The sequence below is a fragment of the Labrys sp. WJW genome, from assembly GCF_001676615.1.
Taxonomy (GTDB): domain Bacteria; phylum Pseudomonadota; class Alphaproteobacteria; order Rhizobiales; family Labraceae; genus Labrys; species Labrys sedimenti.
The window spans coordinates 13,691-36,650 of the sequence record NZ_LYXZ01000034.1; the positions used below are offsets into that span (position 1 = coordinate 13,691).

20 protein-coding genes are annotated in these 22,960 nt (G+C 63.5%); 14 read left to right on the forward strand and 6 right to left on the reverse strand.

What is annotated here, in order from left to right; translation table 11 throughout:
- The first annotated feature begins 44 nt into the window (after window positions 1–44).
- Both BA190_RS20140 and BA190_RS20145 read left to right on the forward strand, forming a co-directional pair.
- Window positions 45–659 carry a pyridoxamine 5'-phosphate oxidase family protein gene (locus tag BA190_RS20140; RefSeq protein ID WP_068291333.1) on the forward strand — a complete coding sequence of 205 codons (615 nt, stop codon included), beginning with the start codon at window positions 45–47 and terminating at the stop codon, window positions 657–659.
- Between the two features lie 61 nt (window positions 660–720).
- On the forward strand, window positions 721–1,674 hold the full coding sequence (locus BA190_RS20145; RefSeq protein WP_202908494.1) for a DUF6454 family protein: 954 nt from the start codon (window positions 721–723) through the stop codon (window positions 1,672–1,674).
- A gap of 166 nt (window positions 1,675–1,840) precedes the next feature.
- Here BA190_RS20145 and BA190_RS20150 read toward each other — a convergent pair whose 3' ends face one another.
- From BA190_RS20150 to BA190_RS20160, 3 genes are all read right to left on the reverse strand, one after another.
- Window positions 1,841–2,665, reverse strand: a complete 825-nt coding sequence (locus BA190_RS20150; protein WP_068291335.1) for a hypothetical protein — start codon at window positions 2,663–2,665, stop codon at window positions 1,841–1,843.
- An 852-nt stretch (window positions 2,666–3,517) separates the two neighbouring features.
- Entirely contained in the window at window positions 3,518–3,937 is a 420-nt protein-coding gene (locus tag BA190_RS20155) for a hypothetical protein (protein ID WP_068291337.1), read from the reverse strand.
- 114 nt (window positions 3,938–4,051) lie between these two features.
- Window positions 4,052–4,552, reverse strand: a complete 501-nt coding sequence (locus BA190_RS20160; RefSeq protein ID WP_068291338.1) for a hypothetical protein — start codon at window positions 4,550–4,552, stop codon at window positions 4,052–4,054.
- 297 nt (window positions 4,553–4,849) lie between these two features.
- Here BA190_RS20160 and BA190_RS20165 point away from each other — a divergent pair, with 297 nt between their 5' ends.
- Window positions 4,850–6,022, forward strand: a complete 1,173-nt coding sequence (locus tag BA190_RS20165; RefSeq protein WP_068291339.1) for a PcfJ domain-containing protein — start codon at window positions 4,850–4,852, stop codon at window positions 6,020–6,022.
- Between the two features lie 50 nt (window positions 6,023–6,072).
- Here the strand turns inward: BA190_RS20165 and BA190_RS20170 are convergent, their stop codons facing one another.
- A complete protein-coding gene (locus BA190_RS20170) occupies window positions 6,073–6,540 on the reverse strand; it encodes a hypothetical protein (protein WP_068291343.1) in 468 nt (155 codons plus the stop codon).
- Window positions 6,541–6,706: 166 nt separating this feature from the next.
- Here BA190_RS20170 and agp point away from each other — a divergent pair, with 166 nt between their 5' ends.
- Together agp and BA190_RS20180 are read left to right on the forward strand one after the other, a co-directional pair.
- Window positions 6,707–7,951, forward strand: a complete 1,245-nt coding sequence (gene agp / locus BA190_RS20175) for a bifunctional glucose-1-phosphatase/inositol phosphatase (RefSeq protein WP_068291345.1) — start codon at window positions 6,707–6,709, stop codon at window positions 7,949–7,951.
- Window positions 7,948–8,382: a cyclopropane-fatty-acyl-phospholipid synthase family protein gene (locus BA190_RS20180; RefSeq protein ID WP_068291347.1), complete on the forward strand. Its 435-nt coding sequence runs from the start codon at window positions 7,948–7,950 to the stop codon at window positions 8,380–8,382. The genes agp and BA190_RS20180 overlap by 4 nt, the downstream gene beginning before the upstream one ends.
- Here the strand turns inward: BA190_RS20180 and BA190_RS20185 are convergent.
- Entirely contained in the window at window positions 8,379–9,023 is a 645-nt protein-coding gene (locus BA190_RS20185; RefSeq protein ID WP_068291349.1) for a TetR/AcrR family transcriptional regulator, read from the reverse strand. The two genes, BA190_RS20180 and BA190_RS20185, sit on opposite strands and share 4 nt — an antisense overlap.
- Before the next feature lie 95 nt (window positions 9,024–9,118).
- Here BA190_RS20185 and BA190_RS20190 point away from each other — a divergent pair, with 95 nt between their 5' ends.
- Both BA190_RS20190 and BA190_RS20195 read left to right on the forward strand, forming a co-directional pair.
- The gene (locus BA190_RS20190) at window positions 9,119–10,510 is read left to right on the forward strand and encodes a cytochrome P450 (protein ID WP_082979903.1); all 1,392 of its coding nucleotides are present in this window, start codon (window positions 9,119–9,121) and stop codon (window positions 10,508–10,510) included.
- A 180-nt stretch (window positions 10,511–10,690) separates the two neighbouring features.
- Window positions 10,691–11,506, forward strand: coding sequence for a hypothetical protein (locus BA190_RS20195; RefSeq protein WP_068291351.1), 816 nt, complete (start codon window positions 10,691–10,693; stop codon window positions 11,504–11,506).
- 24 nt (window positions 11,507–11,530) lie between these two features.
- On the opposite strand, the gene BA190_RS20200 is transcribed toward BA190_RS20195, so the two are convergent.
- Window positions 11,531–12,820, reverse strand: a complete 1,290-nt coding sequence (locus BA190_RS20200; protein ID WP_068291531.1) for an aminotransferase class V-fold PLP-dependent enzyme — start codon at window positions 12,818–12,820, stop codon at window positions 11,531–11,533.
- Window positions 12,821–12,991: 171 nt separating this feature from the next.
- Between BA190_RS20200 and BA190_RS20205 the strand changes: the two genes are divergently transcribed.
- From BA190_RS20205 to BA190_RS20235, 7 genes are all read left to right on the forward strand, one after another.
- Window positions 12,992–13,927 (forward strand): histone deacetylase family protein, encoded by a 936-nt coding sequence (locus BA190_RS20205; protein WP_068291353.1) that lies wholly within the window; start codon window positions 12,992–12,994, stop codon window positions 13,925–13,927.
- Between the two features lie 97 nt (window positions 13,928–14,024).
- Complete coding sequence (locus BA190_RS20210) at window positions 14,025–14,537, forward strand: hypothetical protein (protein WP_068291355.1); 513 nt, start codon at window positions 14,025–14,027, stop codon at window positions 14,535–14,537.
- A 122-nt stretch (window positions 14,538–14,659) separates the two neighbouring features.
- Complete coding sequence (locus BA190_RS20215) at window positions 14,660–16,711, forward strand: caspase family protein (protein ID WP_162275160.1); 2,052 nt, start codon at window positions 14,660–14,662, stop codon at window positions 16,709–16,711.
- A gap of 359 nt (window positions 16,712–17,070) precedes the next feature.
- Window positions 17,071–19,389, forward strand: a complete 2,319-nt coding sequence (locus BA190_RS20220; RefSeq protein WP_068291358.1) for an FdhF/YdeP family oxidoreductase — start codon at window positions 17,071–17,073, stop codon at window positions 19,387–19,389.
- Window positions 19,386–19,676 (forward strand): hypothetical protein, encoded by a 291-nt coding sequence (locus BA190_RS20225; protein ID WP_068291360.1) that lies wholly within the window; start codon window positions 19,386–19,388, stop codon window positions 19,674–19,676. Before BA190_RS20220 ends, BA190_RS20225 begins: the two co-directional genes overlap by 4 nt.
- A 79-nt stretch (window positions 19,677–19,755) precedes the next feature.
- A complete protein-coding gene (locus tag BA190_RS20230) occupies window positions 19,756–20,979 on the forward strand; it encodes a multidrug effflux MFS transporter (protein ID WP_068291532.1) in 1,224 nt (407 codons plus the stop codon).
- 749 nt (window positions 20,980–21,728) lie between these two features.
- Window positions 21,729–22,787 (forward strand): methyltransferase, encoded by a 1,059-nt coding sequence (locus BA190_RS20235; protein ID WP_082979904.1) that lies wholly within the window; start codon window positions 21,729–21,731, stop codon window positions 22,785–22,787.
- Window positions 22,788–22,960: the final 173 nt, after the last annotated feature.

Consider the following 22,960-nt stretch of genomic DNA (forward strand, 5'->3'; position numbering starts at 1 on the left):
GGGGGAGCGTCGGTGCTGCCGGCGCCAACAGAATTGGATTTTCGATGTCTTTGATTACCACTGTCGCCGAACTCGAAGCCCTCTACAGCGAACCTGTGCAACCCACGGCCCGTCTCAAGGTTCTCGATCACGTATCCGACCAGTACCATGCCTTCATCCATGCCTCGCCCTTCATGGTGCTGGCTTCGGTCGGGGCAGCCGGAGTCGATTGCTCGCCGCGCGGGGATCCGGCCGGCTTCGTGCGTGTCGCTGATCGCAAGACGCTGCTCATCCCCGACAGGCGTGGCAACAACCGGCTGGATTCGCTGCGCAACATCATCGAGGACCCACGCGTCCATCTTCTCTTCCTGATCCCGGGCATCGGCGAGACGCTGCGGGTGGTCGGCCGCGCGGTGATCTCGGTCGATCCCGAGCTGTGCGCCAGTTTCACCATGCAGGGCAAGGCGCCCCGGTGCGTCATCGTCGTCACGGTGGAGGAAGTCTATACCCAATGCCAGAAGGCCTTGGTGCGCTCCAGGCTATGGGATCCCTCGATCCAGATTTCGCGCGCTGAACTGCCGACCATGGGCCAGATCTTCAGCACGATCAGCAAGGGCGAGTTCGACGGCGAAGCCTATGACAAGGCCTATCCCGAACGGATGCGCCAGACGATCTATTGAATCGCGTGCGGTCACATCGCCGTTATGGGGATGTCGTAAGGCGCCGGGACGAAAGGATGCCATGATGACCGGATTCAGGATTGCCGCTGTTCTCTCCACCCTGTTGCTTGCGCCGGGCTTGGCTTCCAATGCCTTTGCCGGTGAGCCGGCGGTTGCCGATCGCGTGACCAAGCTCACGCGCGGGACCGCATGGAAGCAGGTGGCGGCCATCCCCATCGCCTTCCCGACTTTCCATCCCCAGGGCATGGTCAAGATCGGCGATGATTTCTTCGTATCCTCGGTGAACATCATCAAGCCGACCACCAAATATCCGGCGCCTCGCGAGGGCTATGACCGCGATACCGGCGAAGGCGAGGGGCATCTCTTCCGCATTTCCAAGGATGGCAAGCTGCTGGCCGACCTCAAGCTGGGGGAGGGCAGTGTCTACCACCCCGGCGGCATCGATTTCGACGGCAAGTTCATCTGGGTGCCGGTGGCCGAATATCGGCCGAACAGCCAGTCGATCATCTACAAGGTCGATCCCGCCACCATGAAGGCGGTGGAGGTGTTCCGCTTCAAGGATCATGTCGGCGGCATCGTCCACGACACCGAGCGCAACTCGCTGCATGGCGTGAGCTGGGGCTCGCGGCGCTTTTATGCCTGGCCACTTGGTGCCGACGGCAAGATCACCAATGCCGACATACCGGCCGAGAAATTGCGGGTGATGAATCTGGCTCAATATATCGACTATCAGGACTGCCATTATGCTGGCGGTTCGCGCATGCTCTGTTCCGGTCTGAATGCCTACAAGGTGACGCCGGACGCCGCGCCCTTCCGTCTGGGCGGCCTCGAACTGGTCGATCTGAAGGACAACAGGCCGGTCTGGCAGGTGCCCGTCGAGCTGTGGGCGCCCTCCGGCCTGCCGATGACCCAGAATCCGGCCTTCGTGGAGGCCAAGGAGGGGGGCTTGCGAGCCTATTTCATGCCCGACGACGACAAGTCGACCCTGTTCGTCTACGAGGCGCAGACACCCTGATTTCAACGATATTGCTGCCGCCGGCTGTGACACTTAGCGGGATCTGCGAAAGTTCGAGAAAATTGGGACAGAGCAAAGCACGTTCAATCACGAAGGCGCTTTGCCTTGCGTTGGCTCGACAATGGACGGGTGCGGTAGCCACGTCCCGACCAACGAGACGGAGTCATCAACTGGACGGTCGGAACTCAAATCCGGTCACTGTCACCGATTGCGGCCCGGAGGGCGCTGCTCCGTGCATCAGCCAGAGATTGAGATGCAGGCGCTCGCAGCTCGTGTCGGTATGGTCGGGGATCAGGCGCTTGATCCCCTCCTGGTTGCTCGGCATCCACCATGCGAACGCTGCTTCGCGAGGGGGTAGATTGCCCAGTGACCACTTGCCGGCATAGCAGGCAAAATAGGAGACGAGATTGAAGCCCGGATCTTTGTACCAGTGGTTATATATGGTGATCGCACTGGTGCCGGGAGGAATCTTGAAGAAACTCACAGGATGAGGATTATTGTCATAGGGTTGCAGAGTGAACTGTGCGTTCCCTACTCCGCTCCGAAGCACTTCGAGAAAGTCGATCTCGCGATGGATATTGGGTCCATTGGATGGAGGAGCCTCGGAATACTGATAGAGAAAAGCGCCAAAGATTGCATTGGCGTCAAGATTAGAGAATGATCCGCCGTCGGCTTCTGCGGTCACGAGGTATTCGCCGTAACCCAGCTTGTCCATCAGGACCAATTCGGAAGTACGCCAGACATTCGGCTGGTCACTGGGTAATATTTGGAGCCGGATCCCTTTGTCCGTGCGCTGAATGATCTTCGGATCGAAGATCGACTTGAATGGCTCGTCAGCCCAGGTCCCGGATCTCTGGGTCCAGTGATAATTGATCCACCATTGCCGCCCTGCGAAGGTGATGAACGGGTCGCCCCCGGGACAGTATCTGAGTGCCTCTGGATTCTTGGTGTTGCTTGGTTGAAAATAAGAATCGTCGTCATAGTTTGCCATTTCAGGCCTCATGGGTTGGCATTTTTAACGATCAAATATTTTATACTATAATATAGATATATTTATATTATAGTATAAAGGAAGAATTAGGTTTCGCTGTGCAGTCTATTCTTGAAAGCGGGGTTGGATGGAGCGCCCTCTCCTGGTGCAGTTAGTTAAGTTCTGGTTATTGACGTCAGTGTTTTTAGGAGGGGCGGATAGGGATCGACATAGCGCGACGCAAGCATGTCTACTGGGCGGGACACGGGCGTGAAATGAGATTCAAACAGTATTTACTTTTGGGAATATATCGAGATTTTATATTTATTTTTTGCTATAAGTTTTAATAAAAAAATTCAATATAAACATTAATGCAAAAAATAACATTAATTTTGTAAATTATAAGAGTTGTTTTTTATAAAACTCTTCGAAAGTTTCCGATATTGGAATGTATTTATAAATATTATTGGGATCAAAAAATGAATATAGAGGAGTCCATTCTGCTTCTATTCATGTTCGTTGCCGCAGCTTGGGGGCGTTTGGATTGGGGTTTGGATGGATCAGGAGGGGCGCCTCCCTTACAAACCCGTACTGCTCATGATGACGTAGGCCTCACCGCCCTTGCTGTCATGGCGGCCCACAAAGTCTACCCTCGCAGCGTGATCTGGATCGGACCTTCGCTCGCCAGGCCAGTGGCAGGCACGCCCGCAGCCGCACTGACCACGCTGCGGCACTGCTCGGCCACGCCCTGGCCTGCACTCTTCTCGGCGGTGACGGCACATTTCTTCTTGCGCGCACCTGCAGGGAATAGAAACCGTTTGTTTTAACGCATTTTCTGAACCGAAAAATTTACCAGCTTTTCTGGAAAATGCTTCAGCCGCCAACCGCGGAGCGGACGATCCGGCAGACATCGGAGCGGAAGTCGGGTCCGGGTATCTGACCGGGATTCAGGATCATGGTGTAGTCGACGCGCGTGCCGTTGCCGCGCTTGCGGGCGACCATCTTGACTTCCTGGACCCGCCCGTTGCGCGCTCCATCATTGAGAGCCGTCAGAAGGCCGAGGCGGCGGTTCACCTTGATGCTGACCCAATAGCTGTTGAGATGCGCGGTGCGGGTGAGATTGTCGATCGCTGTGGACGGGCTCAAGCCGGGAAAGGCCTGCCAAGTCGAGATGGCCGGAGCGAGCCCGCCAGAGATTGTGAAGTTTGAGGAGCAGTTCTGGGCCTGGGCGGCGGTTGCGCCGAAGACAAGCAAGGCTGCGATACCGTATTTGATCATGGAATCCCGCTGCATGATGAGACTATTCCGGCAGGATCTTATCGATAGCATGGTGACGTTAGGTTATCCATGTCGTCGATTGTACTGGGACCTCGGCTGCGGATTCGGACCAGGAGTGTCTCGCTCTCCCTACAAACCCGCACTGCTCATGATGACATAGGCTTCGCCGCCCTTGCGATCGTGGCGGACCACATAGGTCTGGCCCCGCATCGTGATCTGGATCGGGCCCTCACTCGCCAGGCTGGTGGCCGGCACGCCCGCGGCTGCGCCGACCACGCTGCGGAATTGTTCGGCCACGGCCGGACCGGCGCTTTTTTCGGCTGTGACCGCACACTCTTTCTTGCCGCGCACCTGCAGGGAATAGGAGCCGTCCGGCGCCATGCCGACCAGGCTGGCCCCGAGATCCATCTGCGGCTTGATGCCATGTTTCTTGGCCGCCGCCATGGCCTTGTCGAAGGCGGGGGCGGTCGCGAGACAGGCGTCGCGGAACAGCATCACGGCCTTGTCGGTGACGTCGCCGGCGGTGGCCGGCTGTGAGGCGGACAGGCCTGCCGTAATACCCAGCATCAGGCTTGCAGCGAACACGGCGGCGCCACGCAGTGCGCGAGGCTCGAAACGGGAAGGGGTCATCAGGGGGCTCCTTGCCTGGGCCTTGGGCCCGCCGTGTATAGGCGCCAGCGCCTGGTTTGGAAAGCGAGCCGGCGCAATCGACGGCTGCCTGTGATGCGGGAATGCCACAGGGCGACCTGAAATGTCGTGCGTTCGACACAAAGTCTTGCGCCGGCGCCGGGGCGGGATTAGAGAGCGCCCCCCGCAACCGTTCGACCCGAGGGAGAACAGCCATGAGATCGCAACAGGGAACGCCACGTTTCGTGCCGGCGCCCGCATTGCGTCCGGCTGTCCATAGTTTCATCAGGTTGAACGACCATGGCACGTTCCATGATTCAGCGCCGGCAGGACGCCGAGCGCGAACGTATCGAGGCCTATGAGGCCACGCTGCGCGCTTGTGCGCGGCGGGCGCAATCTCCTTCTCTCCTGAGCGATGCAATCGCAGCGGTACGGGTCGGCTTGTCCAGCTTCGTGCTGCGCGATTCCGACGACTGGCGTCCTCAGCTGAAGACGCGCGATCCCGCCCGCCTGAAGCTGGCGGCAGCGCGTTATCTCTTCGCTCGCTACCCAGTTCCCGCTCCGCTCGAACACATCTGGTCCGGGCCTGCCGGCCTGGGTGCGTCCGAGGTGAAGGAGCGCAAGCGCTGGTATCTCGTGGCTGCCCAGGGCGGCTCGCTCTACAAGGAGTGCGCAAAGGAGTTGCTCTCCCGCATGGAGGTGCATGCCTTCCTCCATCCGCCGGTGGCGCTCTCTTTCGAGGCGGCTTTCTGGCAGGCGATCGCCCGTTCCTACACCGACGATGTCGGCGTGGCGCTGCGTATCGCCCGCTCGAAGATTGCCACCGCCCCGCGCACGCCGAAGGCGCATGCCTTCTGGCGCGAGGCAGCGCGCTTCTTCTGTGTGCATCCGCTGCCGCTCGAGGAGATCGACGATCTCTGCGATTTCCTTTCGGCCCGCTTCCAGGCCGACCGGCGCTACAGCCTGAAGGGGCGTACGCCCGCTTCGCTGCGGCGGCAGATGCGGGAATGGCACCGCGAACTGGCCCAGCTGGACCAGATCCGGCGAATGGCACAGCGCCATGCCGGCGCGCAGGCAAGGCGACCGGCTGCCGATGGCAGGCCGTCGGATGGCGGGCGCTGGCCGGGCGCGGCCCTGGCCGATTGGTCATGGCAGCCTTCGGCCAAGGAGGCGCGGCATCGCAGGGAGGAAATCCTGGTGGTGCAGCTCAGGACCGGCGCCGATCTCGTCGCCGAGAGCCGGGCCATGCATCATTGCGTCTCGGGCTATGCCTATAAGTGCCTCGCCGGCAATGCCTCGATCTGGTCGCTACGCCGCCGGGCAGCCGGGGCGGTGGAGCGCCTGCTGACGATCGAACTCGATCGTCAGCATGTCGCTATCCAGATCCGCGGCTTCGCCAACCGGCTCGCCAGGCCGGAGGAAGAGGCGATGCTGAAGCGCTGGGCGAAAGCGCGGGGCGTGATCCTGCGCTGAAAGGCACCACCTGCCGATTCTCCGTCAGGTGGTGCCGCCCGCTCATCCGATCATGGCGCGGGCGTCAGGCCGGAGGGCGACATCATGTCCCAGCGGTCCTGCTCTCGACGCAGCCAGGCTTTGATCCGTGTGCCCTCGGCCGGCAGGTCGCGGACGGTGCCGCCCGGGCCGGCCCAGCCCGATGGGCGTCCATAGGCGCGCCAGCCATGCGCCGCGATGGTCTTGCCGGCAAGCGCGCGCGACCCCTTCTCGACCGTGCCGACCTCGATCGTCAGGGTGAAGATCTCGTCGACGAACGCGCCTCTTTCGAAGAAGGAAATGTCATCACGCTTTTTCACCCATTCCGGCACCTTCCTGGTGATCGTGACGGCCACCAGGCGGCCGGTGAGAATGAGGTCCGCCTCGGCGGTGAGGGCGGCTGGCGACATGTCGGGAATGGCAGCGAGCGCCGGCAGGCCGACCGTGGCTATCGCCCCCGTCAGCAGCAGGGTCATGGCGGTTCTGCGGTTGGTGTTCATGATCGAAGCGTTCCGACGGCTGATATCGCTACGCGATCCTACCTTGATTACGTGATTGCGCTTATCTCCGCTGTTACAGGACCGCGGCGTGCCATCGCCGCACAGTCGGGGCGACAACGTCCACCACCTGTGCCACTGATAGGGCAGGCAAGGGGGAGGAATCGCCATGATCGCACGACATGCCGTATTGCTGGCCGCGGCAGCCTGCGCCTTTCCGGCGGTGCAGGCGTCGGCCGGATCGGTGCCCGAAGGCTACAAGCTCGAGCAGGTGCTGATGCTCAGCCGGCACAATCTGCGCGCGCCGCTGGCCAATAGCGGCAGTGCGCTCGCCAAGGTCACCGAGAAGAAATGGCCGGAATGGGAGGTGCCGGGCGGCAATCTCACGGTCAAGGGTGGCATTCTCGAAACCTATATGGGCCGCTCCATCGGTGGCTGGCTGGCGGAGAACGGCCTGGTCCCCAAGGATGCCTGCCCGGCATCCGGCAGCGTGCACATCTATGCCAACAGCTTGCAGCGCACGGTAGCGACGGCGCAGTTCTTCGTCGCCGGCGCCTTTGCCGGCTGCGATGTCGCCGTGCACCACCAGGACAAGATGGGCTCGATGGATCCCACCTTTAATCCCTCCATCCGCGACAACCAGGATGGCTTCAGGGATCAGGCAGTCGCGGCGATGGCCGAGAAGGCCAAGGCCACGCCGCTGGCATCGGGCTATCGGCTGCTTGACGGCATCCTCGGCTTCAAGGCGTCGCAAAGCTGCACGCAGGACAAGCTGTGCGATCTGACCAAGGGCCAGGACAGTTTTACGGCCAAGGCCGGCGAGGAGCCGGGTACCAAGGGGCCGCTCAAGCTCGGCAATGCCGTGGTCGACGCCTTCACCCTGCAATATTACGAGGGCTTTCCACCCGGTGACGTCGCCTGGGGCAAGATCCGCAACGAAGGGCAGTGGCGCTCGCTCGCTGCCATCAAGAACGGCTACCAGGAAGCCCTGTTCACCTCACCCGCCGTGGCGCGTGACGTTGCCGGGCCGATGCTGGCCTATATCGCCGGTGCCCTGGTGAAGCCGGAGGCCGGCAAGGCCGTGCCGGTAACGGTGCTGTTCGGCCATGATTCCAATGTCGCTTCCGTCCTCGCCGCCCTCGAGGCCGAGCCCTATGTGCTGCCGGGGCAGGACGAAAAGACGCCCATCGGCGGCGTCATCCAGTTCCAGCGCTGGCGCGACACCAAGGGCAATCGCGACCTGTTCCGGCTCGACTATGTCTACCAGACCAAGGCGCAATTGCGCCAAGGCACCAAGCTGACGGCGAAGAACCCGCCGCGCCGGGTGACCCTGAAGCTCAAGGGCTGCCCCACCGACCAGGATGGCTTCTGTGCCTGGAGCGATTTCGCCAAGGCATTGCCAGCACCGCGATGACGGGTGCGCTCTCCGATCGGCTGCGCGCCATCCTCGAGGCTCTGCCGTTGCGCCCGGGCCTGCGCGTGCTGGAAATCGGGTGCGGTCCGGGCGCGCTGGCGCGGGCGATGGCGGCGCGTATCGGCGAAGGCCACGTCCTGGCTATCGACCGTTCGGCCCGTGCGATCGCCCGGGCGGCCGCAGGCTCCAGGGCCGAGATCGCAGCGGGACGGCTCAGCTTCCGGCAGGTCGCCGCCGAGGCCTTCGTGCTGGAACGCGGCGAGGTGCCCTATGACCTGGCCGTCGCCATTCGCGTCGGTGCGCTTGATGGCCGGCATCCGGCGGCCGGTGAGACGGCTCTGTTGCGCCTGGCGGCCGCATTGACGCCGCAAGGGCGGTTTTTCATCGATGGTGGTGATCCGCTGCAGGAAATACGGCTCGATTCTGCCTAGATCAGGGCCTGGAGGGAGGGCGCGAGATAGGGGCGCAGCAGGCAGCGGACCTGGCCGAGGCCCCAGGCCAGGTGGTCCGGTGTGAGGGCATCGATACCTTCGTGCAGGTCGAGATAAAGGGCCCAATACGTCGCCACGATCCATAGATTGGCCAGCAATGGCTGGAACTGCTCGTCCGGCACGATCAGCAGGTCCCGCTCGCGCAGGCGCTGGGCCAGCGCCTCGACCGCCTCGCGCAGATGCGCGCTCAGGCCCCGCACGCGCAGACGCAGATCGGGGGACAGCGCCAGCAGGCCGATCATGTCGCGCAGCAGGAAGCGATAGTCCCAGATCAGGGCAAACCAGCGCTCCAGCAACCCGAAGGAGGCCGCCGGATCGGCCGTGCCCTCGGTTCCTTCCGCCAGCAACGCCATGGCATCGGCCTCGAAACGGTCGAGCACGGCCGCGACCAGCGCTTCCTTGGTGCGGAAGTGGTAATAAAGGTTGCCTTCGTTGATGCCGGCGGCGGCGGCGATCTGCGCGGTGGTGACGCGGTCCGGTCCGTTCTCGTTGAACAGGCCGAGCGCGAGCGTGACGATGCGCCCGCGCGTCTGGCCGCCCTTGCTGGTTGCTGCCGTGCTTTGCTTCGCTCCGGTCGCCATGCGTCTCCATCCAGATTTAAGGTGTTCACCTTAATGCTGCCCAACTCTAAGGTCATTACCTTAAATCGATTGCTGGTGTGGGTACAATCGAGGCGATGGAGGCCGGCGTGAACATTGCAGTCGATCCCGTGATTTCCGAAGCGAGCGAAGGCGTCGCCGTCAGCCGCAGTTCCCTGCTGGCGGTGTTCTCGGCCATGATCACCAATCCGCTCAAGGTCATCCCGCCCGAGGCCTTCAGGGAGCCGTTGGTGGTCACGCGCAGCGGCGGCAAGCTGCGGATCTTCCTCACCGATCCTGTATTGATCCACGAAGCGCTGACCACGAACAGCGCTGCTCTCGGCAAGGGCGAGGACACGAGGCGCGGGCTTGGCCCGGCGCTCGGGGAGGGGCTGCTCACGGCCGATGGCGAGCATTGGAAATGGCAGCGCCAGTCGGTGGCGCAGGGCTTTCGCCACGAGAAGCTGCTGGCCTTCCTGCCCACCATGATCGCTGCCGCGGAGCGCACCCGCACGCGCTGGCGCCAAACGGCTCCCGCCGCTGAACTCGATATCGGCCACGAGATGATGCACACGACCTTCGACATCATCGTCGAGACCATGGTGTCGGGGCAGGGGGCGATCGACGCCGAGGCGGTGGAGCGCAGCGTCACCCGCTACCTGGAAGGATCGGGCTGGACCTTCGCCATGGGCCTGCTCAAGGCGCCGGAATGGCTCCCTTATCCCGGGCGCAGCGGCATTACGCGATCGGCCGGCTATCTGCGCACCACGCTGTCGCGCGTCGTGGCCGACCGCCGCAAGTCGTCCGAGCAACGCCAGGATTTGCTCGGCTTGCTGCTGTCGGCTGCCGACCCGGAAAGCGGGCGCCGCATGAGCGACGAGCAGGTGGTCGACAATCTCCTGACCTTCGTGATGGCCGGTCATGAAACCACGGCGCTCGGCCTCGCCTGGACCTTCCATCTCCTTGCTGCCCATCCCGACGTTGAGGCGCGCGTCCTGGCGGAAATCGAGGCCGTCACCGGGGAGGCCGGCGCTGTCCTGCCGGAACATGTTGCCAGCCTGGCCTATACGCGCCAGGTGTTCCAGGAGGCGATGCGGCTCTACCCGCCGGCGGCGATCATTCCGCGCGTGGCGTTGGTCGACTTCAAGCTCGGCCAGCATGTCATTCCAGCCGGCGCTGCGATCTATGTGCCGATCTATGCCGTGCACCGTCATGCCAGCCTGTGGGAGGAGCCGGAGCGCTTCGATCCCGATCGCTTCGCGCCGGAGCAGGCGAAAGGGCGCCATCGCTATGCCTATATGCCGTTCGGCGCCGGACCGCGCACCTGCATCGGCAGCGCCTTCGCCATGCTGGAGGCGGTAGCCATTCTCGCCGTATTGCTGAAGGGCTTCTCGCTGCGTTCCGTCGATATGTCCGAACCCAAGCCGAAGCTGCGCATCACACTGCGGCCGGATCGCAAATTGCGGATGAAGAGTGTGCAGCGGCGATAACGCGGTAACGAAAGCGTTTCCGGGCCGCGCGCGATGATGATCGCGGCTTGCCGAAGTCATGTCGGTGTAACCGGCGAAACTCGACTGTAATTTCTCAAGAAGAAAGCCGGCTTGATCTGATGACACGCCCGCTGCCCGGCGATAAGACGAGCCCATCGTCAATCCGGATCAAGCGGCCCCATGAGTGTGCTCGACGCATTTCCCACCCGCCCCCTGCGGGCGAACCGTATCGGCATCAGCCGCCTCACGGGGTGTTTCGTCGTCCTGGTCGGCTTCGCCTTCGCCGGCGGCATGGCCTGGTGGCAGGCCGAGGATCTATGGCGCGATTACAAGATCAGCCGCAGTTACGAGATCGCCGACGATGCGCGGATTTCAAATGGCGAGTGCAAGACCCGCAAGCTCGTCTTCACCGATTGCTCGGCCACCATCATCGCCCCCGACGGTGCCAGGAGCAGGGTCGAGATGATGTTCGTGGACATGCATGCCGGAGACTATGAAACCGGGGTTGTGCGCTCGCGCGAGGAGCCCCGGCTGCTGACGCTGGAACTGGGTGTCGAAAAGATCAGCGACCGCATCCTCACCTTTCTTGCCTTTGTCGGCGGGTTTGCCGTCCTCGGCATTGCGGGCCTTGCCATGCTGCTCAAGGCATCGAGGCTCAGGCGGGCGGTGGCCGAACCGGTTGTCATGAGGCCTGTCGTCGCCAAGGTCCTGACGCAGGCCCGGACCTGGCTGAACCAGACGATCAAGTATGAATACTCGCTCGACGGCAAGACCCGCAAGGCGACCAGCATCTTGAAGAAGAACGAGATGCCGTTCTTCCTCGATACCGAGGAGCGCCAGGTGCTCGCGGTCGTGCCCCAGACGACCTCGACGCCGATCCTGCTCGATGCCGGGCTCGAAATGCTCGATCTTACCGACGAAGAGCGCGCCGCCGTCCGGGCGGCGGTCTCGCCGGTGCAGGATGACATCCGCGTCGACCGCAGCATGCGCTGGTGAGAGCCGGGGCGAGCGCTTTTTGCTTCAGGCTGCCGTGACGGCCGTCAGGGCGGTGACGAGGCGGTCGAGTTCGGCTTCTGTGGTGTAGACGGCCGGGGAAACGCGGATGCACTGGCCGGCCGCGACGCCGGCGCGGCGCACGGTGAGCACCTTGAACTCGTCCCGCAGCCGGTTGACCGTCGCCGTGTTGTCGTCCTTGCTCACCTTGCCCTTGATCCGGAACGAGGTGATGCCGGCATGCAGGGCCGGATCGTTCGGCGTCAGTATCTCGATGGCATCGATGCCGGCGACGCGCTCCACCCAGTAATTGCGCAGATGGCTGACCCGCGCATGCTTGGCGGTAACGCCGATCGCCTGGTGCAAATCGAGGGCTGCCGGAATGGTGAGTGCGGCGGCAAAATTGAGCGTGCCGGTGTGGATGCGCGAGCGGACGTCGTCGGCCGGCCAGTCCTTGTCGCCCATATGGGTGTCGATGTCGGCGAGGCGCCCCTTGCGGATATAGAGGAAGCCGAGCCCGACCGGCGCGCCGATCCATTTGTGCAGGTTGAAGCCGGCGAAGTCGACGCCGAGATCGGTCATGTCGAGCGGCAACTGGCCCCAGCTATGGGCGGCATCGAGGATGACGTCGACGCCCCTGGCGCGCGCCATCGCCGTGATCTCGCGCACCGGCATCACCAGTCCGGTGCGGTGCGACAAATGGGTGAGCAGCAGCAATTTCGCCCTGGGCGTCTCCGCCAGCACCTTGCGATAGGTTTCCAGCACGGCCTCGCGCGTGGCCGGCTCGGGGATGGCGAAGGTCTTGATCGTGACGCCGCGTCGGCTCTCGAGCATGCCCATGGCATATTGCATGGAATCATAGTCGAGATCGGCATAGAGCACGGTGTCGCCGGGCTGGAGCTTGTTGTAGCCGGCGATCAGCGTCTGCAATGCCTCGGTGGCACCGCGGGTGAGGGCGATCTCCTCGGGCGAGACGCCGAGGGCGCCGGCGACGCGGTCGCGCACGGCGGCGAAATCGGCATCGAAGGACTTGCGGGCATAGACCGTATTCTGGCGGTTCACGCGCTGGATGTTCTCGACATAGGTCTCCAGCACGGGCCGGGCCATGATGCCCCAATAGCCGTTTTCGAGATTGGCGGTGGACCTGTCGACGTCATAGAGGTCGCGGACGCCGGACCAGAAGGCGGTATCGGTGGCAAGCTTGCCGGGATCTGGCGCGGGAAGAGCAACGCTCTCGGCCGCCTGCGCCGGCCGCGTCACCGCCGCCATCACGGTGGTCAGCAGTCCGCTGATCAGGAAATTGCGACGCTGGATCATGGTAGCCCCCGAATAATGCGAGTCGAAACTGCCGGCCTGGATAGGGCTAGGGTGTGACGCGGCGATGAAGGAAACGACGCCCATTGCGAGACCAAAAAGCTTGTACCGACGATGTTTTTCTGTTCTCCATATGTTCAAATTTATCTTCGGCGATGGTGACGACGGAGAACTATGACCACGCTCTATGTCTCTCATCCGTCAGGCCTCGACCACCACACCGGCGGTCTCGCCGAACGCCCTGAACGTCTGCTTGCGATCGAACAAGGATTGGCGGGACCGGAATTTGCCAGCCTGAGGCGCGAATTGGCGCCGCGAGGCAGTCTTGAAACCCTGTTGCTCGTCCATGCGCCCGATTATATCGAGCACGTTATGGCGGTGGCGCCGCGGGAAGGCTTCTACCGCCTCAGTGATACCATGGTGATGTCACCCGGTACGCTGGAGGCGGCTATGCACGGGGTCGGGGGTGTGACCTTCTGTGTCGACGAGGTGATGAGCGGGCGGGCACGCAATGCCTTGCTCGCTACCCGGCCCAATGGCCACCATGCCAAATATGACGCACCTGGCGGCGGCGGTATGTTCAACAAGGTGGCGATAGCGGCACGTCACGCGCAGGTCGCCCATGGTGCTGACAGGGTTGCCATCCTGGATTTTGATGCCCATCACGGGGACGGCGCCCAGGACATCTTCTGGGGCGATCCGGATGTGATGGCCTGCTCGACCCATGAAATGCCGCTCTATCCAGGTACAGGCAGAGCGCGCGAGCAGGGTGCCCATGGGCAGATCGTCAATGTGCCGCTGAAGGCCGGCGATGGCGGGGAGGTCTTTCTCGCGGCCTGGCGCGGCATCATCCTGCCGCGCGTTATGGAGTTTCGGCCCGATCTCATTGTGATCGCTGCGGGTTTCGACGCTCACGGCGAGGACCGGCTCAGCCATCTCGAACTGCAGGATGAAGACTATGCCAGTGTGACGGACGCGATCATGGAGGTGGCCGAGAAGGTCTGCGGCGGCCGTATCGTCTCGGAGGTCGAGGGCGGCTACCGGTTGGAGCCGTTGGCACGGTCGGTGCGCGCACACGCTCTGGTATTGATGGGTATACATTCCGATTGAGTAAATCATTCTCGCAATCGATAAATTTCCTATTGTAGGAAAGTATCGTTATCGTCATTCCGCTACGTTTTGATTCGCTGAACGGCGGGATTTATTCATGAAGATGCTTGTGGCTTTCCTATTGAGCCTGTCGCTGATGTCCGCGGCGTGGGCCGAGCCGGTCCGTGACGGGAAAACCGGCCTGGGTGTGGGCGACTTATCCTGGGAGTTTACCGTCACGCGGGCGTCCAAGCCTGGCGGCGCGGCTTTCGAGATCTCCCGCGAAGCCTGGGGAATCGGCAATTGCAAGGTGGCCTTTACCGCCGGGGCGAGGGGCGGCAAGGCGGCCGCCCAGCCGGGACGGGCCGGCCTGCTCCAGGCGGCACAGCAGGAACTCAACGGTAACTTTCGCATGGGAAGTGTGAGGGATATCAGCCAGCAGGGCATAGCGGGCATCACCTTCACCGCCGACTTTGTCAGCGAGTTCCCCGGCAAGCCCCGCCATCTCTGGACCATCTTCGAAACGGCCAAGGGCCGGACTGCCATCAGTTGCTATGCGCTCGGGTCTCGGTTCGACCGTTGGCGCCCGGATTTCGAGACAGTCACCAAGGCAGTCGTGATTCCGAAGTAGGGGGCGGGTTGGAGGGCCGAAAGCCTGAGACGGCCATGGACATTGGCGCCAGCTTGTTCCATCGGAGAGTGAAGCACCGCCTTTCCGTGGCCATGAAGTTTCACAAACGGTTCGATTGCCCGATGACACGCTGCCTTGCTTTGCTGTTCTTCTTCGTCCTGGCCGTTATGCCGGACACCGCGCTCGCCGGCCGGCGGGTGGCGCTGCTGATCGGCAATAGCGACTATGCCAAGGTGCCGCGCCTCGCCAATCCCGGGCGCGACGTCGGATTGCTGAAGGAGACCCTGCAGAAGGCCGGCTTCGATGCGGTCGATACCATCGTCGACGCCGATCGGGCCGGCATGATCGCGGCGCTGCGCCGCTTCCAGGCCAGCGCCTCGGGCGCCGATATCGCCGTGATCTATTTTTCGGGGCACGGCATCGAGATCGGCGGCGAGAACTATCTGGTGCCGACCGATGCGCATCTGTCCAGCGACCGCGACGTGCAGGACGAGACGCTGGCGCTGTCGCGCGTGGTCGAATCCACCGACGGAGCCGGACAGCTCAAGCTGGTGATCCTGGATGCCTGCCGCAACAATCCCTTCCTCGCCAGGATGGCGCGCACGCGCGGCACACGCTCTGTCGGCAAGGGGTTGGCGCGGGTGGAGCCGGAAGGGGACAATGTGCTCGTGGCCTATGCCGCCCGCGAGGGCAGCGTGGCGCTGGACGGCAACGGCATCAACAGCCCCTATGCACAGGCCCTGGCGCGTTATCTCGCCCAACCCGGCCTCGACATCCGCCTCGCCCTAGGCAAGGTGCGCGACGACGTGCTGAACGCCACCGACAGGCAGCAGACGCCGTTCTTCAACGGCTCGCTCGGCGGCGACGTCATCACGCTCGCGCCCGCAACTGGTGGGCAGGTGGCCATGGTGCCGCCGGCCGAACCGCCTCCGCCGGTCGAGCCGCCGCCGCGCAAGCAGACCAAGTTCACGCCGCTGGCGGTGCCACCCTCGCTGTTCCAGAATGGCGGGTCCGGCAACGGCGCGATGCTGCGCATGACCGATCCGCGTGTCTGGCAAGTGGTCAAGGATGTCGACATGCCGGATGTGATCGAGGAATTCCGTGACCGTTACCGCGATTCCCGGGACGCCGGCGCGGCGGAAGAACGGCTCAAGCAGCTCCTGGGCGTCAGCGAACTCGATCCGCTGCCGCCGCCGGCCGGCGAGCGCGTCCCGGCGCCCGAAACCGAATGCGATCGCATCGGAGCGGCACCGCTCGATCCCGACACCGTGATGCGCCGTACCCGTGCAGCCTCGCCCAAGGAGGTCGTTGCGGCCTGCGAGGCGGCGCTCAAGCAATATCCGCGCGAGCGGCGCTTCATGCACCAGCTTGGCGATGCGCTTGCCGATGCGGGTCAGAACGACAAGGCCCTGGGCATGAACCTGCGCGCCGGCATCGCCGGCAACCAGGGCGGCTGGATCAGCTCCGGCCGCCTGTTCAAGGCGAGAGCCGGCGGGGCCAGCAATCCGGATGGCAACAGCTCCATCTCCCTCACCATGGCTTGGCAGCAGCCGCTCGGCTCCTTCTTCTTCAAACGCGGCTTCGTCGAGCCCTTCGAGCGTCTGCGCGGCAAGGCCGGTATCACGCGCGACCTGAGCAAGGCGGCCGCAGCTGGCGACCAGGCGGCCAATGTCTGGATCGGCTACATGTATCTCTTCGGCTTCAATGTGCCGAAGGACTATGCCAAGGGCATGGCTGCGCTCGACAAGGCCCGTCTGCCGCGCCCGGAAGATACCGGCATCCATCTCGCGCTGATGCTGAAGACCGGCTACGGCGTCCGGCAGGACGTCAAGGATGCGCTGGAGGAATTCGGCAAGGCGCAGAAGGCGGGTGAAAGCTACGCCACCTATCAGCTCGCCCTGATGTATCTCGATGGCCTCGGCGTGCCGCAGAACTATGCCGCCGCCGCCCGGATGATGGGCGATGCCGTCGTCGGCGGCGATCCGCGCAGCGTCGACGACATCCTGGCCAATTTCGGCAAATGGCCCAGGGAATACCGGGTCGTGCTGCAGCAGGAATTGCTTAAGCGCAACCTCATCGAAGGAAAGGCCGATGGCGAGCTCTCGCCCGGCATGGCGGAGGAGTTGCGCAAGCTCGCTCCGATGCCGACGGCGCCGGTGGCTGCCGCTCCGTAGTTGCCAACTCGCCACAAGCTCTTCCTGAAATAGGTTGCGTCGTGGCCCGGTATGAGCCTGGCGCTGACGCGCCATGCAATATGTGCAGATCTACTTGAGGTGATGAGAGTTGATGCCTCTGAAATAGGCATGAAGCCCGCTTTCGTGTCGCTGATGCGCCTATAGCGACATGTTATTGCGCGGTATGACTGGAAATGGACCGCGTACCCAGTTTGTAATTCGTATAAATATGAACAGGGCTGCATATAAATACTGAATGAAGGCAATATCCTATCGCACGATAGAATATTTCGATTTGATAAAGCTGGTTGTCGCCCATATCTCGCAAGGGCAGTTTTTCAGATCGACGCGAGCCCTCCATGACCGAGACCACGAAGACCGAAGCCGGCAAGTCCGGGCTTCGCAAGGCGGCTGCCGGTGGCTGGGGCGCGCTCAAGAGCTGTGGCCGGCATCTCATGGCGAGCGGTTCGCCTTTGACGGGTGCGCGCACCATGCTGAAGGCGAACCAGCCCGATGGTTTCGACTGTCCCGGCTGTGCCTGGGGCGACCCGGAGCATGGTTCTTCCTTCGAATTCTGCGAGAACGGCGTCAAGGCCGTGGCCTGGGAGTCGACCGACAAGCGCACCACGCCGGTCTTCTTCCGGGAGCACACGCTCGCCGAACTGAGTGGCTGGAGCGACTACGAGCTGGAAGCCCAGGGCCGGCTGACCCATCCGATGCGCTATGATCGGGCCAGCGATCGCTACGAGGCGATCGCCTGGGACGAAGCGTTCCGTGAGATTGGCGCCCATCTCAACGCGCTGGCCGATCCGAACCAGGCCGAGTTCTACACGTCGGGCCGGGCCAGCAACGAGGCAGCTTTCCTCTACCAGCTCTTCGTGCGGCTCTACGGCACCAACAATTTCCCGGACTGCTCGAACATGTGCCATGAGGCGAGCGGCGTCGCCCTGCGCCAGGCCATCGGCGTCGGCAAGGGCACGGTGCTGCTCGAGGATTTCGAGGAGGCGGACGCCATCTTCGTCGTCGGCCAGAATCCCGGCACCAACCATCCCCGCATGCTCGGCGACCTCAGGCGCGCAGCGATGCGCGGTGCCCGCGTGGTGGTGTTCAACCCGGTTCGCGAGCGTGGCCTCGAACGTTTCGCCGATCCGCAGGACAAGCTCGAAATGCTGCGCGGCGGCTCCAAGCCGGTCGCCAGCGATTATTTCCAGCCGCGTCTTGGCGGCGACATGGCCGCCTTCCGCGGCATGGCCAAGACCGTCTTCGCCCGCGACGACGCCGAGCGCGCCGCCGGCCGACCGACCCTGCTGGACGAAGCCTTCCTGGCCGAGCACACCCATGGCCTCGCCGCCTATCGCGCCGCCGTCGAAGCGACGAACTGGGAGGAGATCGAAGACCAGTCGGGCCTGACGCAGGTGGAGATCGAGATGGCCGCCGACATCTACCTCGCGGCCGAGAAGGTGATCTGCACCTGGGCGATGGGCGTGACGCAGCATCTCCATTCGGTGGCCACGATCCGCGAGATCGCCAATCTCCTGCTGCTGCGCGGCCATGTCGGTCGCCCCGGCGCAGGCCTGTGCCCGGTGCGTGGGCACTCCAATGTGCAGGGCGACCGCACCGTCGGCATCAACGAAAAGCCGCCGGCAGCCTTTCTCGATGCGCTGGCCCGGGAATTCGACTTCGAGCCGCCGCGCGCCGACGGCCACAATGTGCTCGCCGCCATCGGCGCCATGCTCGACGGCAGCGCCAAGGCTTTCATCGGTCTCGGTGGTAATTTCGCTCGCGCCACGCCGGACTCGCCCCTGGTGGAAAAGGCGTTGCGGGCCTGTGACCTCACCGTCCACATCGCGACCAAGCTCAACCATTCGCATCTGATGCCGGGGCGCGCCGCCTATCTGCTGCCTTGCCTCGGCCGCACCGAGGTCGACCGCAACAGCGCCGGCAAGATCCAGATCGTCACGGTCGAGGATTCGATGAGCATGGTGCACGGTTCGGGCGGCATCAATCCGCCTGCCTCCAAGGAACTGCGTTCGGAAGTGGCCATCATTGCCGGCATTGCTGCCGCGACCGTCGGTTCGGGTAAGGTCGACTGGGCGGCGCTTGCCGACAATCATGACCTGATCCGCGACAGGATCGCCCGCACCATTCCCGGCTTCGAGGGCTACAATGCCAGGGTGCGCAAGCCGCGCGGCTTCCATCTGCGCAATGCTGCCGCCGAGCGCGAGTGGAACACGCCGACCGGCCTCGCCAATTTCGCGGCCGTGCCCCTGCCGGAGGCGACGGCCTTCCAGCAGGCGCGGGGGCGCAAGGGCGTGTTCGTGCTGCAGACCTTCCGCTCGCACGACCAGTACAACACCACGATCTACGGCCATGACGACCGCTATCGCGGCATCAAGGGCGAGCGCCGGGTGATCTTCATCCATCCCGACGACATCGCCGCCATCGGCGCCATGCCCGGCGAGCTTGTCGATCTCGTCGGCGAGCATGACGATGGCATCACCCGCGTCGCCGAGAATTTCCGACTGGTCTCCTACGACATCCCGCGCGGCTGCATTGCGGGCTATTACCCCGAGGCGAACGTGCTGGTGCCGTTGTCGAGCGCCGGAGAGGAAAGCGATACGCCGACCTCCAAATCGGTTCTGGTTTCTCTCCGGCGCCGGGTGGCGGTGGCCGCATGAGCGAGGAAGAAGAAGATCTGTTGGCGACGATCGAGGCGATCCGGCGGCTCGACCCACGCCTTTCGCCGCTCGACGGCGTCATCCTTGCCGCCGTGACCCTGGATATTGCCGACGATACCCGCAGCTTCGCCAGGCTGTTCGAGGTGGAGCATGCCCTGGTGATCCGGGCTGCCCATGAGCTCACCGAGGAGGGGCGCTGGCTCGACGTGGTCGAACGCCAGGCGCGCACGCAGCGCACCAAGGTGGCGATCAGCGAGGCAGGCAGGGCACGGCTGGCCGGGCTGTAGGGACGCCGGCGAACCGCGGCCAAACCCTATCGGCGACCCCTGGAATCATCCTATGAAAGCCCTTCATAGGAATCCCATCATGACCGATACGACAAGCCGCGCGCCCGTGGTGGGCAGGCTCGGGCGCACGGAATTCATCGTGCTGGTGGCCAGCCTCGTTGCCGTCAATGCCTTTGCGATCGACATCATGCTGCCGGGCCTGCAGCAGATCGGCGCCAGCCTCGGCGAGCCCGATCCCAACCGGCGGCAATTGGTGATCCCGGCCTATCTGCTCGGCTTTGGCCTGCTCCAGCTGGTATTCGGGCCGCTGTCCGACCGCTTCGGCCGGCGCGGGCCGCTGCTGGTCGGGCTCGGCATCTATTGCGTGGCGGCGCTGTGCGCCTTCTCCACCTCGAATTTCAATGCGCTCGTCGCCTTGCGCTTCATTCAGGGCAGCGGCGCGGCCGCCTCCGCCGTGATTGCCACCGCGCTGGTGCGCGACGTCTTCGCCGGCAACCAGATGGCCAGGATCATGTCGCTGGTGTTCACCGTGCTGATGCTCTCGCCGATCCTCGCGCCCTCGCTCGGCCAGGGCCTGATGACGGTGATGGACTGGCGCGGCCTGTTCGGCTTCATGGCCGGCTGGGGGGCGATCGTGATCGCCTGGGTCTGGTGGCGCCTGCCCGAGACGCTGCAGCCCCAGCACAAGCGCCCACTCAGTTTTGGCGCCGTGATCGAAGGCTTCGGCATCGTCTTCGCCAACCGGGTTGCGCTCGCCTATATCATCGGCATGGCGGCCTTGTTCGGCGCGCTGATGGGCTTCCTCAATTCCTCCCAGCAGATCTATCGCGACGTCTTCGGCGTCGAGGCGATGTTTCCGCTGTTCTTCGCCGGCGGCGCGGCCTGCTCGGCGCTGGGCGGCATGGTCAATGCGCAGCTGGTCAATCGCTATGGCATGCGGTTCCTGTCCTGGCTGGCGCTCGGCGTGTTCGGCGCGGCGGCCTTGGCCATCCTGGTCGCGGCCTTGCTGCAGGCGCTGCCGCTCTGGCTGTTCTTCGGGCTCAGTGCGGTGCAGTTCCTGGTCTTCAGCATGATCCTGTCGAATTTCGGCGCCCTGGCCATGGAACCGCTCGGCGAAGTGGCGGGAACCGCCGCCTCGACCCAGGGCTTCCTGCAGATGGTGCCCGGTGCCGCCATCGGCATCCTGATCGGCCAGGTGTTCGACGGTACCGTGATCCCGCTTGCCATCGGCTATGTCGCCATGGTTGCGCTGACGGCGGCCTGCGTGGCGCTGATGGCGGGGAGGGGACGTATCACGGGCTGACCGCGCGACATCGATCGCCGCGTCAACGCCGTCGCCGAAAGCAAGGCTCTTTCGCAGGCCGAGGGCACAAGGATGGCTGTCGCCGGTTATTATTGCGGCCCTCTTCCTGCAGGAACGGGCTGCTTTTTTGCGCGATGGTCCTGCAATAACCCTACGGCAATAAAAAAGGGAGGTCCGAAAACCTCCCTCAGATTTCAGTTTTATCCGGTCATCAAGGTCGAAAGTCGCGCTGGTCTCTGCCTGGGGCGGCAATGACACTGACGATTGACATCCCCAACTTCCATTCTTCCCTGTAATAGGGCTGTTGACGTCGAAGATTATACCCACTTTTCGCAATGTCAACCGGGTCAAGGGAGTACATCCAAGTAGTATTGCAGAAAACAACATTTCATAAGGACGTCTCAATAATGTTTGTTCGTATGCTAACGTTTTCTCCGGGCCGTTTTTTGGCTGAAGATGGGGTCAGTCCTGGCCTAATCGCTGCCAGAGCTTCGAGCCCACTTTGAGGCAGGGGGAAGCAGTGTGGATGGCAAGGCTTTCCGCCGCGACTGCCGTAGAGAATGCCAAGGTATTGGAAGGCTTCGGCAAGGTTGAAGCGCTGCTGGCGATGCTTGTTCGCCCTTGAGCAGGGGAGAGGGAGGGACCCGGGACGGTAGGATTCAACCCTATCAATTCCGTGCGAGGCATCGCCGCCCGTGCTATTTTAGGTTGTGGATCCTGTCCATCACAAGCCACCCGGGAGAGGTGCCATGGACGACAAGACTCGTGCAGCCTCAGCTCAGTCCATGCCTTCGTCAATCCAGGAGCCTCCCCCGCATGTCAAGCTGATCCAGATCGCCACCGGCAGCTGGGTTGCGCGCATGGTCTGGGCGGCGGCCAAGCTGGGCCTGGCCGATCAGCTCGGCGCCGGCCCGCGCAACGCCGAGGAGCTGGCCGGCCCGCTCGGTCTGCATGCGCCCTCACTGCACCGTTTCATGCGCTGCCTGGCCAGCCTGGGGGTCCTCGGCGAACGTCCCGACCGGCGCTTCGCCCTGACGGAGATGGGCGAGGCGCTCAGGACCGGCGCGCCGGGCGCAGCACGGGCCACGGTGCTGACCTTCGGCAGTGCCTGGTTCTTCAACCCCCTCGACGAAATCATCTATTCGCTACAGACCGGCAAGACCGCCTTCGAGAAGGTGCACGGCATGCCGGTCTTCGACTATCTCGGCCAGCACCCCGAGGAAGCCTCCCTGTTCAGCGAGACCATGGTCGGCGTGCATGGCCAGGAACCTGAAGCCGTCGCCGCGGCCTATGACTTCTCGTCCTTCCGTAGCGTGGTCGATGTGGGCGGAGCCACCGGTAATCTGCTCGCAGCGATCCTGGCCCGGCATCCGGAACCGCGCGGTGTCCTGTTCGACCGGCCCTATGTGGTGGCCGAGGCGCCGGCCCTGCTCGAGGCGCGCGGCGTGCGGGAGCGCGTGACGATCGAGCCCGGTGATTTCTTCGAGACGGTTCCTGCCGGGGGCGATGCCTATGTGCTTTCCCATGTCATCCATGACTGGAGCGAAGCGCAGTGCCTAGCCATCCTCGCCCATGTCCACAAGGCGATGCAGCCCGATGGGCGGCTCCTGCTGGTCGAGATGGTGCTGCCCGCCGGCGATGCGCCCCATCCCGGCAAGCTGCTCGACATGGTGATGCTGACCCTTCCCGGCGGCCAGGAGCGCACGGAAGAGGAATACCGCCAGCTTCTCGCCAAGGCCGGCTTCCGCCTGACGCGGGTGGTGCAGACCGAGTCGGCCGTCAGCGTGGTGGAGGCGGTGCGGGAATAGAGGCTGGCGGGCTCTCGCCGGAACCGAATCGAACGGCAGATCGGCACGCCTAGAACGCCCTCCTGCACGCCAAATCAGCTTATTTGAAGCGGGGATTCAGGCCGTTCGCCTGGTCTTTTCTGCCATCGATTTACGCTTTCGATGGAACGCAGGGGCCTTTCGGGGATTGTCTT